The following is a 15,542-nucleotide window of genomic DNA, read 5'->3' on the forward strand; positions in this document are numbered from 1 at the left end:
CCCGGGTGTCGCCGAAACCCCGCCCAGCAGGGGTTTCCGCCCCCGGACGCGGAACCCGGCGACACGTCGCGGCTGGGTCCGGTGCGTCGGGACCACCCCTCCGCCGCGCACCCGAGGATTGATCCTTCCCGTGGAGGGATGCCCCGTTTAGACCGCATAGGGACGGGAAGCCGGGCCGGGTGGTGAGCGAACGAGGCAAGGTGGGGCCGGTGCCGAAGGTGCCGGTGGGGCTCACGGCTGAGGGCGCCGGACTGGCCGGCGACCGGGTCGTGGCGGCGGGCAGCACCGCCCGGGTCCTGGTCGCGGCGACCGCCCGGGCACTGAGCGGCACCGACTGCGGCGACCTCGGCCACCCCACCCCGCTGTCCCGCTTCACCGGCGCCCCGGAGCCGGTCCGCCGGGCCGCGGCGAACCGGGCCGCCGGCCGGGTCGCCCTCACCCCCGCCCAGGCCGCCGAGGTCGACGCCGAGCGGGTGGCGCGCTGGATCGTCGACCAGTACCCGCGGCGCCGCTACCCCGGGCTGGTGCTCGGCTCGGCGCACGGCTCCGCCGCGCACCTGGCGGTGGCGCTGGGCGTGCCCTGGCTGCCGGCCGCCTTCGAGCTGACCGCCCACTGGACCCGTGGCGCGGTGGACCGGCCGCGCGCCGCCCTCGACCACGGCGCCGCGTTCGCCGCCCGCCTGCTCGCCGGCAACTCCGACGTGCACGTCCGGCAGATCCACTGCCCCGCCAGCCGGGGCGCCCTCGCCGGCGCCACCGTGGCCCTCGCGGTGCGCTGGCGGCGCCTGCCGGCGGCGTACACGCTGTTCCTGGCCGATCGGCTCGAACCCGGCGCGGCGGTGCTGCTGCTGCGCGACGCCCGGACCTGGCCGGTGCTCGACGAGGGCCGGGGCCACAGCTTCCAGGTCGGCTCCCCGGCCAGCGGCCTCGAACCGGTGGACTTCCACCCGGACGCGCACGCGCTGCGCCAGGTGCTCCGCTCCGCCGGCGGCGACGGGGCGCACTGGGAGCCGCCGGAGGTCTCCGCCCCGCAGGGCCACGCCGAGCACGGCGTGGAGTCCGGTTTCGAACTCAGCGCCCGGGACTGGACCGGTCGGCACGGCCATCCGCTGCACCAGGTGCTCTTCCCGCAGCCGGACGCGCTCAGCGCCGCCACGGCCGACCTGTACCGGCGCTGGCTGCGGCGGTCCGGCAAGACCGGCGACCGGCTGGTGGTGGAGTGCGGGCGGCTGCTCGACCCGTGGCAGGTGGTCCGGGCCGGGATGGTGCCGTACTGGTGCGAGAACGCGACCCGGCGCCGGGTGGAGGGGGTGGAGTGGTGGCTCGCCGGCAGCGAGCCGTTCAGCTCGGTGGACGTGCTGCCCGAGCCGCCGGGCGTCCGGTCGCCGGCGCTGGCCGGCCTGCCGCAGTGGCTGGCGGTGGCCGCGTTCGGGCGGCGGCGGCGGTCGCTGGACCGGGGCTCCGCGCGGGGCTACCCGGTCTCCTCGGTGCCGACCCGGCGTGCCACAGAGGTGTTGCGCAACCAGCCGTACGACCTGCCCGTCCCGCCGCCGCTGCGCGTCGCCGAGGCGGTGGACGTGCTCCGGGACACCGGCGCCCACCAGGGGTTACTGGTCTCCTGACCGGATTTGAGCGGGGGCCGGCGGACCGGTCCACGCCGGCCGGCACCAACCCCGGCGAAACATCCTCGCGAACTCGCGGTCCGTGATTGAGTACCTACGGAGCGGGAACACCGCTCGCTGCGACGGCACGATGACGCCGTGTGGCGGGCTGTCGTCGCTCCTGGCGTGCCAGTCACGTAACCCACTTCCGGCCCGGTGCGTGGCCCGACCACGCGCATGACCGGTTTCCCAATCCGGGCGGGGGACCTTCCTGAGGGAGGCGCGGATGTTCGGACAGACCACCACGACCACACCACCACCCACCGATCGGGGCCTGGAAGACCTCGACGCGGCGGCGCTGGCGTACGCGGCACGGATCGAAGGCCTGCCGCCGGAGCGGCGGCAGGAGGCACGGGACGACCTGGTCCGCTTCGCGCTGCCCTTCGCCGGGCGATTGGCCCGCCGCTACCGGGGTCGCGGGGAACCGCTGGAGGACCTGGAGCAGGTGGCCCGCCTCGGCCTGGTCAACGCCGTCGACCGGTACGACCCCGAACGCGGGTCGTTCACCGCGTACGCGGCCATCACCATCGTCGGTGAGATCAAACGGCACTTCCGGGACCGCACCTGGGGCGTGCACGTGCCCCGCCGGCTGCGCGACCTGATCCTGGAGGTGGGGCAGGCGACGGCGGCGCTGACCAGCGAGCTGTCCCGGGCGCCCACGGTCGCCGAGCTGTCCCAACGGCTGGAGACGCCGGAGGAGGAGATCCTCGCGGCGCTGGAGTCCGCCGCCGGCTACAGCCCGGCCTCGCTCAACGCCCCGGTCGGCGGGGAGAGCTCCGCCGAGTTCGGCGACCTGGTCGGCGAGTCGGACAACGCGTTGGAATCGGTGGACGACCGGGTGACCGTCAGCGGGCTGCTGCACCGGCTGCCCTGGCGGGAGCGGCGGATCCTCGCCATGCGCTTCTACGGCAACCAGACCCAGGCGGAGATCGCGGCCCGGTTCGGCATCTCCCAGATGCACGTCTCCCGGCTGCTCTCCCGGGCGCTGACCTGGCTGCGCCAGGCGATGCTCGCCGACGCCCCACCGCCGTGGCAGAACGGGGCCGCCGAGTCGGAGCCGGCGAAGACGCGGGTCTCGGTGCGGCAGAACGGCGACCGGGTGGTCGTCGAGGTCGGCGGCGACGTCGACCGGGACGGCGCGGACCAGCTGCGCCGGGCGATGCTGGAGGCGGTGACCGGGCAGCCCCGCGAGGTGGTGGTCGACCTGGTCGGCGCGGGCGGCGTCGACGCGGGCGGGATCGCCGCGCTGATGGCCGGCCGGGACGCGGCGGCCCGGACCGGGGTGCCGCTGCGGCTGACCCGGGTGCAGCCCGCGGTACGCCGTTCGCTCGCCGCCGCCGGCCTGCCGGCCGCCGGCGACTGAACCTGGCCGGTACGGACGAGGAAGGGGGCCGGCGCTCGTGGCGCCGGCCCCCTCCGTTTCGTGACCGCTCAGCGCTCGGGGTTGTCCTCATGGCCGTGCGGGTGCCGCCACCGCTCGCTCTCCGGTGGGCGGGGCTCCGCGCCCGGCTCGACCTCCTCCTCGGGCACGTCGTACTCCTCGAAGCTCGGCCGGCGGATCTCCTCCGGCTCCGGCACCACCACCGGCCGCGCTCCGGACTGCGGCGCGGGCTGGTACTCGACGGCCTGGCGGGCGCCGTGCGCCCCCTCGGCGGCCGGCGCCTCGGGGACGTGCGGCTCGAGATGCAGCTCCTCGGCGAAGTGCTGCGGCGGCTTCGTGGTGCGCTGCGGCAGGTCCCGGCCGAGGTTGGCGACGAGCTGGCCGTACTTGAGGTCGAAGGCGGGACGCTCGGAGCGGATCCGGGGCATCCGGTCGAAGTTGCGCAGCGGGGGCGGGCAGGTGGTGGCCCACTCCAGGGAGTTGCCGAAGCCCCACGGGTCGTCGACGGAGACCATCGTGCCGTACCGCCAGGACTTCCAGACGTTGTAGATGAAGAACAGGGTGGACACGCCCAGGATGAACGACCCGATGCTGGAGATCGTGTTCAGGGTGGTGAAGCCGTCGGTGGGCAGATAGTCGGCGTACCGCCGGGGCATGCCCTCGTTGCCCAGCCAGTGCTGCACCAGGAAGGTCCCGTGGAAGCCGACGAACATGGTCCAGAAATGCGCCTTGCCCAGGGGTTCGTCGAGCATCCGTCCGGTCATCTTCGGGAACCAGAAGTAGACCCCGCCGAACGCGGCGAAGACGATCGTGCCGAAGAGCACGTAGTGGAAGTGCGCCACCACGAAGTAGGTGTCGGTGGTGTGGAAGTCCGCCGGCGGGCTGGCCAGCAGCACCCCGGTCAGGCCGCCGAGCAGGAAGGTGGTCAGGAAGCCGATGGCGAAGAGCATCGGCGTCTCGAAGGTGAGCTGCCCCTTCCACATGGTGCCGATCCAGTTGAAGAACTTCACCCCGGTCGGCACGGCGATGAGGTAGCTCAGGACGCTGAAGAACGGCAGCAGCACCTGGCCGGTGCCGAACATGTGGTGCGCCCAGACGCTCATCGACAGCACGGTGATCGCGATGGTGGCGAGCACTATACCGGTGTAGCCGAAGATCGGCTTGCGGGCGAAGACCGGGATGATCTCGGTGATGATGCCGAAGAACGGCAGCGCCAGGATGTACACCTCGGGATGGCCGAAGAACCAGAACAGATGCTGCCAGAGCATCGGCCCGCCGGTGGTCGGGTCGAACACGTGTGAGTGCAGGATCCGGTCCGAGCCGAGCGCGAAGAGCGCGGCGGCCAGCAGCGGGAAGACCAGGATCACCAGGACGCTGGTGAGCAGCAGGTTCCAGGTGAAGACCGGCATCCGGAACATGGTCATCCCGGGGGCGCGCAGGGTGACGATCGTGGTGATCATGTTGACCGCGCCGAGGATCGTGCCGACGCCGGAGAGGGCCAGCCCGACGATCCACATGTTTCCGCCGACGCCCGGGCTGTGCTGGGACAGGCTCAACGGGGTGTACGCGAACCAGCCGAAGTCGGCCGCCCCACCGGGTGTGAAGAAGGACGCCATCACGATCCCGCCGCCGAACAGATAGAGCCAGTAGGCGAGGGCGTTCAGCCGGGGGAACGAGACGTCCGGCGCGCCGATCTGCAAGGGGACGATGTAGTTGCCGAAGGCGAAGACCATCGGGGTGGCGAAGAGCAGCAGCATGATCGTGCCGTGCATGGTGAACGCCTGGTTGTACTGCTCGGGGGAGAGGAACTGCATGCCCGGTTGGGCCAGCTCGGCCCGCAGCAGCAGCGCCAGCACCCCGCCGATCAGGAAGAAGCCGAACCCCGTCACCATGTAGAGCAGGCCGATCAGCTTGGCGTCGGTCGTACCCAGCAGCTTGAGCAGCGAATTGCCTCTGATGGCGGTCCGGACCGGGCCGGGATAGCCGCCGAACCGGGCGGGCGCGAGGATCGCGGGCCCCCGGTCTCGTGCCGGCTCCGTGACTACCCGCTTCGGCATATCTCTCACCCCGTCGTGACGACAGAAAGGACGGGCACGCCTACCCGGCCCTCTGCCCATAAAACCAGGCGAGAGCGGAAAATTCGGTCAGTTCGCCGGTAGCATCGCCCAGACGACCTTGCCGTCACCCGTCGGCGCGCTGCCCCAGCGCTGGGTCAGCTCGCGGACCAGCAGCAGCCCCCGGCCCCCCTCGGCCCGCAGGTCCTGCCCGGTCACGGCCCGGGCCGCGACCCGGCTGCCGTCCGTCACGGCCACCTGGAGGTACGGCCGCCGCAGGGTCACCGTCACCTGCATCGGCGTCCCCGCGTGCCGGACCACGTTCCCCACCAGCTCGGTCAGCACCAGCGAGGCCGGCCCGATCAGCTCGGGGATGTTCCACCGCCCGCAGGCGTCGGTGACCAGCTCCCGGGCCCGTCGGCAGGCGCCGGCGACCGGCTCCAGCCGGGCCCGCAGCCGCGGCGCCGCCGACGCGCCGGCCAGCGCGGTGGCCTCCGCGCAGTCCGGCCGCACCGGCACCACCCGGCACGCGGTCGTCTCGGCGAGCCAGCCCGCCGCGTCCGGCGGCGGGGCGCAGAGCACCACCGGCACCGCGGGCCAGTCGGCGGCCTGGCGGGCGGCGGCGGCGAAGACGGAGAGCGCCAGCCGGTCGACCACGTCGACCTCGGCCAGGTCGACGACCAGGGCGTCCGGCTGGGCGGTGAGGCAGCGGTCCAGCACGGTGTGCACCGTCCGCATGGTCGCCAGGTCGAGCGCGCCCGCCAGCCGTACGAGGGTGACCGGCGACTCGTCGCGGACCTCACAGCTGATCCGGGTCGGCATGAGGCCCTCGATTCCGTCTCGTCGCGAACCTGCGAACTACCCGTCACCCAGTCGGGTCAAACCGGACCAGCCGCCCAGCCGGTCCTGTTCAGCGGCGATTCGCGTCCCGCGTGGTGAGCAGGCCGAGGGCGATCATGCCGACCCCGAGGAAGAGGTGGAGCCAGTTGTCGGCCGCGTTCAACGGGATGAAGTTCGCGCCGCTGGACTGGTCGACCACCAGGCCGTAGAGCCAGAGCACCAGATAGATGGCGCCGCCGCCGATCAGGTACGTCCGGGCGCCGGAGACCGTCCGGGACAGCGCCAGGCCGGCGACGCCGAAGAGCAGGTGCACGATGTTGTGCAGCACCGAGACCTGGAACAGGCCGAACAGCTTCGCGTCCGACTCGTGGCCGGCGAAGTACAGGTCGTCGAAGTTGCTGGTGATCCCCGGTATGAAGCCGAGCACGCCGATGATCAGGAAGATCACGCCGACCGTGGCCGCGGCCCGCCGGACGGGGGCGCGGCCGTCGGCGGGGTTGCGTCGGCCCCGGGAGTGGGCCATCGAGTTGACCACGATGTCTCCTCACCTGGAACGGACGGCGGGGTTCCCGTTCCGGCGGGCGGCAAACGCCGGCCCGGCCACCGTGGGGGCGGCCGGGCCGGTGCGGGCGCTCAGGGCGCTCAGGCGGGCAGCAGGGGGCGGGCGGCCAGCTGGCGGACCCGCTCGTACAGCTCGACGTACCGCTGCGCCATCACCGCCGGGGTGAACCGGGCGACGGCCTCGCGCCGGCACTCGTCCGGGTCCAGCAGACCGGCGGCCAGCACCAGCTCGCCCAGCTCCTCCTCGTCGGTGGTGAGCAGTCCGGTGCGCCCGTGCTCGATCAGCTCGGGCAGGCAGCCACGCGCCGTGGAGACCACCGGCGTACCCAGGGCGAGGGACTCGACCACGGCGGTGCCGCCGGGCTCCTCCCAGCGCAGCGGGAAGAGCGAGGCGCGGGCGCCGGCGAGCAGGTCGTCGCGCTCCTGGCCGGCGACCGTGCCCACCCAGCGGACCAGGTCGCCGTCGACGTGCGGGGCGACGTGGTCGTAGAAGAACCGCACGTCCGGGTTCTGCCGGGCCTCGTCGCCGGCCGCGGCCAGGTCCTCCGGCCGGTGGTACGGCCCGACCGGGCCGGCCAGCACCAGCGGGAAGCCCACCTGCTGGGCCAGCCGGGCGCCCAGGTCCTGGCCCTTGCCCGGGTTGATCCGGCCCAGAATGATCAGGTAGTCGCCCTTGTCCGCCTGGGGGCGGCGGTCCGCGTCGACGGCGAGCGGGGTGGACAGGTACACGTGCCCCACCGAGTGGTCGCGCAGCGCCTGCGGGGCGCGGGCCAGCTGCGAGGCGGAGACGCCGTTGACCCGGACCCGGTCGCCGCCGTCGAGGTTGCCGTAGAGCTCCGGGTGCTTGGCCAGGTCCCAGTGCAGGGTGTGCAGCGCCGGCGGGGCGTCCGGGCCCATCGCGGCCATGGTGGCCAGCCCGACCGCCTCCACGTGGTCGTGCACCAGGTCGATGTCGTCGCGGGTGTGCAGCGCACGCACCACCCCGCTCAGGTGCGCCTGGGCGACCCCGCAGACCTGGTTGTACGGCCGCTGCAGGGCGTGGAACTGGCCGTCCGGGAAGACCGAGATCTTCTCGTCGACCGGCAGGGTGCTGGTCTCCACCGAGGCCAGCACGATCCGGACGCCGAGCCGGCGCAGCTCGGGCACCAGGGTCGCCACCACGTTCTCGATCCCGCCGTAGCCGGGGGGCGGCACGGACAACCAGGGACCGGCGTTCATCAGGACGGTGAGACTCATCGTGTCGGGTTCCTTCCCTCGGCGGCGCCCCCGTCGGCCCTCCGCGTGCCAGCGACCGGCCCCGCGGGCCGGCCGTCACCGCTGCGCGCCGGTCGCCCGGACCGGCCGTCGCCACCGTCGCCCGGGGGCCTCACGCCGCCACCCGCCGCCGCGGCACCCGGTGCCGCAGCTGCGCCAGCGGCGGGCGCTCCTCGATCGAGACGTCGCTGACCACGATCTCGCGGTCCAGGTTGGGCAGCGCGTCCGAGCCGCCCCGCCGGAACTGGGTGAGCAGGGCGGCCGGCGTGGTGTTGGGGCTGGCCCAGCCCCGACGCTGCAGGCGGGACCAGGCGGTCAGCATGATCTGGGCGGACATCCGGCCCAGCGCCGCGGTGTCCTGGTGACGGTGCTTGCGCTCACCCAGGTCCACCTGGGCCAGCGCGTCGAGGCCGACCAGCTCCAGCAGGTCGATCAGCATCGCCGTCTCCACGCCGTAGCCGGAGACGAACGGCACCTGCTCCAGCACCTCCCGGCGGCCCGCGTACTCGCCGGCGAGGGGTTGCACGAAGCCGGCCAGCTCCGGCCAGAAGAGGTTGAGCAGCGGCCGGGCCATCAGCTCGGTCACCCGGCCACCGCCGTCGGCCTCGACGCTGGTCGCGCCGACCAGCGGCCGGTGGTAGAAGCCCTTGACGAAGTCGACCGACGGGTCGGTCAGCAGCGGGCCGATCAGTCCGGTGACGAAGTGCGGCCGGAACTCGCGCAGGTCGGCGTCGACGAAGGCGACCACGTCACCCTCGGCGGCGGCCAGGCCGGCCCAGAGCGCGTCGCCCTTGCCGCTCAGCTGGGGCAGCCCCCGGGTCATCGCGTCCTGGCTGACCACCTCGGCCCCGGCGGCGCGGGCCACCTGGGCGGTCCGGTCGGTCGACCGGGAGTCGACCACGATCAGCTCGTCGACGAGGGGGAGCCGGTCCATCAGGTGCTCGCGGATCGTCGACACGATCGCGCCGACGGTGACCTCCTCGTTACGGGCGGGCAGCACCACGCTGACCCGGCGGTCACCCTTGGCGCGCAGCAGACGCCGTGCCGGCCAGTCGTTGGCCGACGTGGTCCGATAGGTGGCCCAGGCCTCCACCACCGGTGAGACGATCGATTCTGTATCCCGCACAGGCACACCCCCAGGTCGTGGCGGAAACGCGGGAAGAGGTTTTCCCAGTACCGACCCCGCGCTAACCGGATCATGCCTACCAGCTTGATCACGGACCGGGCACCGGCCGGTTCCCGGCGGATGAACGTCTGATTGCGCCGCCCGTCGGGTTTGGTGGGGTGCCGGCAGGGGGAGAGCTGTCCGGGTAGTCGTGGAACCGTGGCGAGAGGGTCTGTGGAATGCGCGCGTGCCGGGTGGGACTGGTAGGGGCCGGCGGGGTGGCGCAACGCCACGCCCGGGTGTTGACCGGCTTCGAGGACGTGGAGCTGCTCGGGGTGACCGACGTGGCCCGGGACGCGGCGGAGGCGCTGGCCGGGACGCACGGCGCCCGTGCCTTCGCCGATGTGGACGAGCTGCTCGCCGCCGGCCCGGACGCCGTGTACGTCTGCGTGCCGCCGTTCGCGCACGGGCCGGTCGAGGAGGCGGTGATCGCCGCCGGCGTGCCGATGTTCGTGGAGAAGCCGGTCGCGGTGGACCTGGAGACCGCGGAGCGGGTCGCCGCCCTGGTGGAGCGGCGGCAGCTGCTGACCGCGGTCGGCCATCACTGGCGTTACCTGCACGTGGTCGAGCAGGCCAGGGAGCTGCTCGCCGACCGTCCGGTGCGGATGGTCAACGGCGCCTGGCTGGACAAGGTGCCGCCGGTGGCCTGGTGGGCCCGGCGGGACCGCTCCGGCGGCCCGGTGGTCGAGCAGGCCGCGCACGTGCTCGACCTGATCCGCGCGCTGGTCGGCGAGGCCACCGAGGTGACCGCGTACGGCGACGGCACCCCGCCGCCGGTCGACGGCGCCGACATCGACTCGGTCACCGCGGCGACGCTGCGCTTCGAGAGCGGCGCGGTCGGCACGCTCGCCGCGGCATGCGTGATGACCTGGAAGCACCGGGCCGGCCTGGAGATCCTCGCCGACGGGCTGGCGCTGTCGCTGGCCGAGGACGGCCTGACCATCTGCGACGCGGACGGCGAGCGGCACCTGCCCGCCGACCCGGAGGGCGCCCGGACGGCCGTCGACCGGGCCTTCGTCGACGCCGTACGGGGGATCGGCGACGACGTCCGTGTCCCGTACGCGGAGGCCCTGCGCACCCATCGGCTGGCCCTCGCGGTGGCCGAGTCCGCGCGGACCGGGCGCAGCGTCTCGTTGCCCACCGGGCCGGCCGCGCGGCCGCGGACGGCCGTGGTGGACGCCGCGCCGGCGGGGGTGACCGTCGATGCGTGACAAGGTCGTGGTGGTCAGCGGCCCCGGGCGGGTGGAGCTGGTCGAGCAGGACGCCGCCGAGCTGCGGGACGGCACGTTCCGGGTGGAGACGCTCTACAGCGGCGTCTCCGCCGGCACCGAACTGAGCTACGTCAAGGGCACCAACCCCTACCTCAACGTCACCTGGAACGCCGACCTTGGCCTGTTCCAGCCGGGGGAGGCGACCGCCCCGTACCCGGTGGACCGGCTCGGCTACATGCAGGTCGGCCGGGTGGTGGAGAGCCGTACCCCGGCGATCCGGGTCGGGACCGTCGGCGCGATGACCTACGGGCACCGCACCGGGTACGTCGCCGACCCGGTCGCCGAACGCTTCGTGCCGCTGCCGGAGGACCTCGACCCGGTGCTCGGCGTCTACGTCGCGCACATGGGTCCGATCTGCGCCAACGGCCTGCTGCACGCCGCGGCCGACCTGTGCGGCACCGACGTCCGCTCGCTCGGCGACGGCGTGCGCGGCCGCCGGGTCGCGGTCGTCGGCAGCGGCGTCGTCGCGCTGCTCACCGCGCTGCTCGCCCGGCGGCACGGGGCCGCCTCGGTGGTGGTGCTGGACCCGACCCCGCAGCGGCGGGAGGTGGCCGAGGCGCTGGGCCTGGAGACCCTCGACCCGGACGCCGACGACCCGGCGGTGGTGCTGAAGACCCGGTGGAACCACGCCGCCGGCGACCGCGGCGCCGACGTGGTGTTCCAGTGCCGGGGCCAGGCCTGGGCGCTGCACCTCGCGCTGCGCCTGCTGCGCCCCCAGGGAACGGTCATCGACCTGGCCTTCTACCAGGCCGGCGCGGACGAGGTCCGGTTAGGCGAGGAGTTCCACCACAACGGCCTCTCGCTGCGCTGCGCCCAGATCGGGCGGGTGCCGCGCGGGCTCGCCCCCATCTGGGACCGGGAGCGGCTCTCCGCGGAGACCATCGAGCTGCTCCGGCAGTACGGCGACGTGATCCGCAAGCATCTGGTCTCGGCGGTGGTGCCGTTCGAGGAGGCGCCGGCGCTGCTGACCGACCTGGCCGAGCGGCGCCGGTCGGAGCTCCAGGTCGTGCTCACGCCCTGAGCCGGCCGTTCACCGGGTTCGCCGGCGGCCGTCGGCCACCGCCCGGGCGGGATGACCGGGCCGGCTACCGTTCTGCCATGACCACGGACGCCGCCCGCCCGCCCGGGCTCGCCGCCCTGCTGCCGTACCTGCGCGCCCACCGCGGCACCCTCGCCGTGGTGGGCGCGCTGTCGCTGGCCGGCGCCGGGGCCTCCCTCGGGCAGCCCCTGCTCACCCGGGTGGTGCTGGACCGGATGACCGCCGCCCGGCCGATCGCCGGGCTCGTCGTCGCGCTGGTGGCCCTGGTGGTGGCCGGCGCGGCGGTCGGCGGTCTCCGCGACTACCTGCTGCAACGGACCGCGGAGGGGCTGGTGCTGGGCACCCGCCGCCGGCTCGCCGGGCACCTGCTGCGGCTGCCGATCGCCGAGTACGACCGCCGACGCACCGGCGACCTGCTCTCCCGGGTCGGCTCGGACACCACCCTGCTGCGGGCGGTGGTCACCTCCGGGCTCTTCGAGACCGTCACCGGGGCCGTGATGGTGCTCGGCGCCGGGACCGCGATGCTGCTGCTCGACCCGCCGCTGTTCGGGGTGACGCTGGGCGCCGTCGCGGTCGGCATCGGGTTCGCCCTCACCGGTCGGCATCGGGTTCGCCCTCACCGTCGCCCGCCGGGTACGCGGGCTGGCCCGCCGGGCCCAGGAGCGCGTCGGTGAGATGACCTCCGCCGTCGAGCGGGCCATCTCGGCCGCCCGCACCATCCGGGCCAGCCGGGCCGAGACGCGGGAGGCGGAGACCGTCGCCGGCAGCGCCGCCGAGGCGTACGCGGCGGGGCTGCGGGTGGCCCGGGTGCAGGCGCTGGTCGGCCCGGCCAGCACGGTCACCATCCAGGGCGCCTTCCTGCTGGTGCTGGCCGTCGGCGGGGCCCGGGTGGCCGCCGGGGCGATCAGCGTCGGCGACCTGGTCGCCTTCGTGATGTTCCTGTTCTTCCTGGTGCTGCCGCTGGGGCAGGCGGTGCACGCGTACACCCAGTTGCAGAGCGGGCTGGGCGCCCTCGCCCGGATCGAGGAGATCCTCGCCGTACCGGAGGAGGGGGCCGGCGATCGGCGGGCCCGGCCGGTGGTGGCCCCGGCGGCCGGCGGGCCGGCGGCGATCCGGTTCGACCGGGTCGGGTTCGGCTACCCGGGCGGGCCGCCGGTGCTGCACGGGGTGAGCTTCACCGTGCCGGCCGGCACCCGGACCGCCCTGGTTGGCCCCTCCGGCGCCGGCAAGTCGACGCTGCTCGCCCTGGTCGAACGCTTCTACGAGGTCACCGAGGGCGCCCTGTGCCTGGACGGGGTGGACGTGCGCAACCTGCCCCGCGACGCGCTGCGGGCCCGGCTCGGGTACGTCGAGCAGGAGGCCCCGGTCCTCGCCGGCACGCTGCGGGAGAACCTGCTGATCACCGCGCCGGACGCCCCGGACGACCGGCTCCTGGCCGTCCTCGACGAGGTCAACCTGGGCCACCTGGCCGAGCGGGCGCCCGAGGGGCTGGGCGTGCAGGTCGGTGAGGGTGGCGTGCTGCTCTCCGGGGGTGAGCGGCAGCGGCTGGCCATCGCCCGGACACTGCTGGCCGGCCCGCCGGTGCTCCTGCTCGACGAGCCGACCAGCAACCTCGACGCCCGCAACGAGGCGGCGCTGCGCCGGGCCATCGACGCGGTGGCCGTCCGGCGTACCCTGTTGATCGTGGCGCACCGCCTCTCCACCGTCGTGGACGCGGACCAGATCGTGGTCCTCGACGGGGGCCGGGTGGTCGCCGTCGGCAGCCACGACGAGCTGACCGTTACCAGCCCCCTCTACCGGGAGCTGGCCACCCACCAGCTCCTCGTCAGCTGACCCCGCGGCAAAGGCCCTGAGCTGGGCGGATGCCGCCAATTCCGGACACCGGCGCGACCTGCCGACCGCCGGGCCGCACAATCGCGTTCGGTTCGCGTACCGTTGCCGCTCATGGGTGTGTCGCAACGGTTGAAGAGCAGGTTCCGGCAGTTCCTCCAGCGGCCGGGAACGACGGTCGAGCTGGCCCCGCTGGCGAAGCTGCTGCCGGCCATCGAGGCGCGCGAGGAAGAGCTGCAGGCGCTCGACGCCGCCGAGCTGACCGAGGCCGCCGGCGCCGCCAGCGGGTACGAGGAGATCTGCGCGGTCGGCCGGGAGGCCGCCCGCCGCGGCCTGGACCAGCGGCCGTACGACGTGCAGCTGCTCGGCGCGATGGCGCTGCTCTCCGGCAAGGTCGCCGAGATGGCCACCGGTGAGGGCAAGACGCTCACCGCCACCATCGCCGCGTACGGGCACGTGCGGATGGGCAACGGCCCGGTCCACGTGCTCACCGTCAACGACTACCTGGCCCGCCGCGACGCCGAGTGGATGGGCCCGGTCTACACCCTGCTCGGGCTCACCGTCGGCTGGGTCAACGAGGCGTCCACCCCCGAGGAGCGGCGCGCCGCGTACGCCTGCGACGTCACCTACGTCTCGGTCAGCGAGGCCGGCTTCGACTACCTGCGCGACCAGCTCGTCACCGACATCGACGACCGGGTCCAGCAGCCGCTGCGGACCGCCATCGTCGACGAGGCCGACTCGATCCTGATCGACGAGGCCCGGGTGCCGATGGTCCTCGCCGGCGCGGTCTCCGGCGAGCAGGACCCGGTGCACGCCGCCGCCGCGCTGGTGCGCGGGCTGCGCAAGGGCCGGCACTACACCGTCGCCGAGGACGGCCGCAGCGTCGCCTTCACCGCCGCCGGCCTGGCCACCGTCGAGGCCAAGCTCGGCGGCATCGACCTGTACGACGAGGAGCACGTCGGGCAGCTCTCCGCGGTGAACGTGGCGCTGCACGCGCGGGCCCTGCTGCACCGTGACGTCGACTACATCGTCCGGGACGGCTCGGTCGAGCTGATCGACGAGATGCGCGGCCGGGTGGCCCAGCGCCGCCGCTGGCCGGACGGGCTCCAGGCCGCGGTCGAGGCGAAGGAGGGCCTGGACGCGACCGCCGAGGGCGAGGTGCTCGGCACGATCGCCGTGCAGGCGTTCATCGCGCTCTACCCGAAGGTCTGCGGGATGACCGCGACCGCGGTGCTCGTCGGCGACCAGCTGCGGGAGTTCTTCGGCCTCGAGGTGGCGGTGATCCCGCCGAACACGCCGTGCGTCCGCGAGGACGAGTCGGACCGGATCTACGCCACCCGGGCCGAGAAGGAGGAGGCGCTGATCGACGAGATCAAGCGCTGCCACGAGCAGGGCCGGCCGGTGCTGGTCGGCACCCTGGACGTCAAGGAGTCCGAGGGGCTGGCCGCCGGGCTGCACGCCGCGGGGGTGCCCTGCGTGGTGCTCAACGCCAAGAACGACGACGAGGAGGCGGCGATCATCGCCGAGGCCGGCGCGTACGGCGCGGTGACCGTCTCCACCCAGATGGCCGGCCGGGGCGTCGACATCCGGCTCGGCGGCAGCGACCAGGTCGACCGGGAGCGGGTCGCCGAGCTGGGCGGCCTGTACGTGATGGGCAGCGGCCGGCACGACAGCCGCCGGGTCGACGACCAGCTGCGCGGCCGGGCCGGCCGGCAGGGCGACCCGGGCGGCTCGGTCTTCTTCGTCAGCCTGGAGGACGACCTGGTGGCCCGGCACGCCGGCGACGCCGTCCCGGCCTCGCCGCGGATGAACGCCGACGGCCTGGTCACCGATCCGCAGGTGGACTACGCGGTGGAGCACGCCCAGCGGGTCGCCGAGGGCGTCAACCACGAGATCCACCGCAACACCTGGCGCTACAGCGTGGTGATCGAGCAGCAGCGCAAGGCCCTCGCGGAGCGGCGCGAGCGGCTGCTCACCAGCGACATCGCCGCGCTGATGCTGCTGGAGCGGGTGCCGGAGAAGGCCGGTGAGATGGACGAGGACCTGCTCGCCGACGCGGCCCGGTCGATCGCCCTCTACCACCTGGACCGGCTCTGGGCCGACCACCTGGCCGAGCTCTCCGAGGTCCGGGAGGGCGTGCACCTCCGCGCGCTGGGCCGGCTCGACCCGCTCGACGAGTTCCACCGCAGCGCCGTGCCGGCGTTCAACGCGCTGATCCCGGAGATCGAGACGCGGACCATCGCCACCTTCGAGGAGACCGAGTTCGACGAGGGCTGGGAGCCGGACGCCTCGAAGCTGGTCCGGCCGAGCGCCACCTGGACGTACCTGGTGCACGACAACCCGTTCGGCTCCGAGCTGGACCGGTTGATCGCCTCCGTGGGGCGGCGGCTCATCTCCGGTTCCCGCTGATCGCTGCCAGGGGTCCCTTCCGGCGCGCCGGCCGCGCGGAAGGGACCCCTTTGCACGGTTTCGATCCCGGTTTGGGA

General features: G+C 74.0%; 12 protein-coding genes. 7 read left to right on the forward strand and 5 right to left on the reverse strand.

Annotated elements, in window-relative coordinates:
* The first annotated feature begins 209 nt into the window (after positions 1 to 209).
* Positions 210 to 1,622, forward strand: coding sequence for a hypothetical protein (locus EV384_RS18355; protein ID WP_423202903.1), 1,413 nt, complete (start codon positions 210 to 212; stop codon positions 1,620 to 1,622).
* Between the two features lie 265 nt (positions 1,623 to 1,887).
* Positions 1,888 to 3,024, forward strand: coding sequence for a SigB/SigF/SigG family RNA polymerase sigma factor (locus EV384_RS18360; RefSeq protein WP_130334986.1), 1,137 nt, complete (start codon positions 1,888 to 1,890; stop codon positions 3,022 to 3,024).
* 68 nt (positions 3,025 to 3,092) lie between these two features.
* Here EV384_RS18360 and ctaD read toward each other — a convergent pair whose 3' ends face one another.
* The 5 genes from ctaD to EV384_RS18385 form a co-directional block, all read right to left on the reverse strand.
* Positions 3,093 to 5,099 (reverse strand): aa3-type cytochrome oxidase subunit I, encoded by a 2,007-nt coding sequence (ctaD, locus tag EV384_RS18365; RefSeq protein ID WP_130334988.1) that lies wholly within the window; start codon positions 5,097 to 5,099, stop codon positions 3,093 to 3,095.
* A gap of 87 nt (positions 5,100 to 5,186) precedes the next feature.
* Positions 5,187 to 5,918, reverse strand: a complete 732-nt coding sequence (locus EV384_RS18370; protein ID WP_130334990.1) for an ATP-binding protein — start codon at positions 5,916 to 5,918, stop codon at positions 5,187 to 5,189.
* Between the two features lie 88 nt (positions 5,919 to 6,006).
* On the reverse strand, positions 6,007 to 6,459 hold the full coding sequence (locus EV384_RS18375) for a DUF4383 domain-containing protein (RefSeq protein WP_130340663.1): 453 nt from the start codon (positions 6,457 to 6,459) through the stop codon (positions 6,007 to 6,009).
* Between the two features lie 119 nt (positions 6,460 to 6,578).
* Positions 6,579 to 7,733 (reverse strand): glycosyltransferase, encoded by a 1,155-nt coding sequence (locus tag EV384_RS18380; protein WP_130334992.1) that lies wholly within the window; start codon positions 7,731 to 7,733, stop codon positions 6,579 to 6,581.
* Positions 7,734 to 7,863: 130 nt separating this feature from the next.
* Positions 7,864 to 8,844 carry a glucosyl-3-phosphoglycerate synthase gene (locus EV384_RS18385; protein ID WP_242624495.1) on the reverse strand — a complete coding sequence of 327 codons (981 nt, stop codon included), beginning with the start codon at positions 8,842 to 8,844 and terminating at the stop codon, positions 7,864 to 7,866.
* A 251-nt stretch (positions 8,845 to 9,095) separates the two neighbouring features.
* On the opposite strand from EV384_RS18385, the gene EV384_RS18390 reads away from it, so the two are divergent.
* The 5 genes from EV384_RS18390 (at position 9,096) to secA2 (ending at position 15,465) form a co-directional block, all read left to right on the forward strand.
* The gene (locus EV384_RS18390) at positions 9,096 to 10,127 is read left to right on the forward strand and encodes a Gfo/Idh/MocA family protein (RefSeq protein ID WP_130334996.1); all 1,032 of its coding nucleotides are present in this window, start codon (positions 9,096 to 9,098) and stop codon (positions 10,125 to 10,127) included.
* Positions 10,120 to 11,208: a zinc-binding dehydrogenase gene (locus EV384_RS18395; protein ID WP_130334998.1), complete on the forward strand. Its 1,089-nt coding sequence runs from the start codon at positions 10,120 to 10,122 to the stop codon at positions 11,206 to 11,208. Before EV384_RS18390 ends, EV384_RS18395 begins: the two co-directional genes overlap by 8 nt.
* Before the next feature lie 77 nt (positions 11,209 to 11,285).
* A complete protein-coding gene (locus EV384_RS36100; protein WP_278045608.1) occupies positions 11,286 to 11,900 on the forward strand; it encodes an ABC transporter transmembrane domain-containing protein in 615 nt (204 codons plus the stop codon).
* Positions 11,869 to 13,059, forward strand: a complete 1,191-nt coding sequence (locus EV384_RS36105) for an ABC transporter ATP-binding protein (RefSeq protein ID WP_278045679.1) — start codon at positions 11,869 to 11,871, stop codon at positions 13,057 to 13,059. The genes EV384_RS36100 and EV384_RS36105 overlap by 32 nt, the downstream gene beginning before the upstream one ends.
* A gap of 111 nt (positions 13,060 to 13,170) precedes the next feature.
* Positions 13,171 to 15,465 carry an accessory Sec system translocase SecA2 gene (gene secA2 / locus EV384_RS18405; protein WP_130335000.1) on the forward strand — a complete coding sequence of 765 codons (2,295 nt, stop codon included), beginning with the start codon at positions 13,171 to 13,173 and terminating at the stop codon, positions 15,463 to 15,465.
* Positions 15,466 to 15,542: the final 77 nt, after the last annotated feature.

Source organism: Micromonospora kangleipakensis (assembly GCF_004217615.1).
Classification (GTDB): Bacteria; Actinomycetota; Actinomycetes; order Mycobacteriales; family Micromonosporaceae; genus Micromonospora; species Micromonospora kangleipakensis.

Excerpts from the sequence above, each read along its gene's own strand:
- EV384_RS18360 (WP_130334986.1), top strand. The coding sequence starts at position 1,888 with ATGTTCGGACAGACCACCACGACCACACCACCACCCACCGATCGGGGC.
- ctaD (WP_130334988.1), bottom strand. The coding sequence starts at position 5,099 with ATGCCGAAGCGGGTAGTCACGGAGCCGGCACGAGACCGGGGGCCCGCG.
- EV384_RS18370 (WP_130334990.1), bottom strand. The coding sequence starts at position 5,918 with ATGCCGACCCGGATCAGCTGTGAGGTCCGCGACGAGTCGCCGGTCACC.
- EV384_RS18375 (WP_130340663.1), bottom strand. The coding sequence starts at position 6,459 with ATGGCCCACTCCCGGGGCCGACGCAACCCCGCCGACGGCCGCGCCCCC.
- EV384_RS18380 (WP_130334992.1), bottom strand. The coding sequence starts at position 7,733 with ATGAGTCTCACCGTCCTGATGAACGCCGGTCCCTGGTTGTCCGTGCCG.
- EV384_RS18390 (WP_130334996.1), top strand. The coding sequence starts at position 9,096 with ATGCGCGCGTGCCGGGTGGGACTGGTAGGGGCCGGCGGGGTGGCGCAA.
- EV384_RS18395 (WP_130334998.1), top strand. The coding sequence starts at position 10,120 with ATGCGTGACAAGGTCGTGGTGGTCAGCGGCCCCGGGCGGGTGGAGCTG.
- EV384_RS36100 (WP_278045608.1), top strand. The coding sequence starts at position 11,286 with ATGACCACGGACGCCGCCCGCCCGCCCGGGCTCGCCGCCCTGCTGCCG.
- secA2 (WP_130335000.1), top strand. The coding sequence starts at position 13,171 with ATGGGTGTGTCGCAACGGTTGAAGAGCAGGTTCCGGCAGTTCCTCCAG.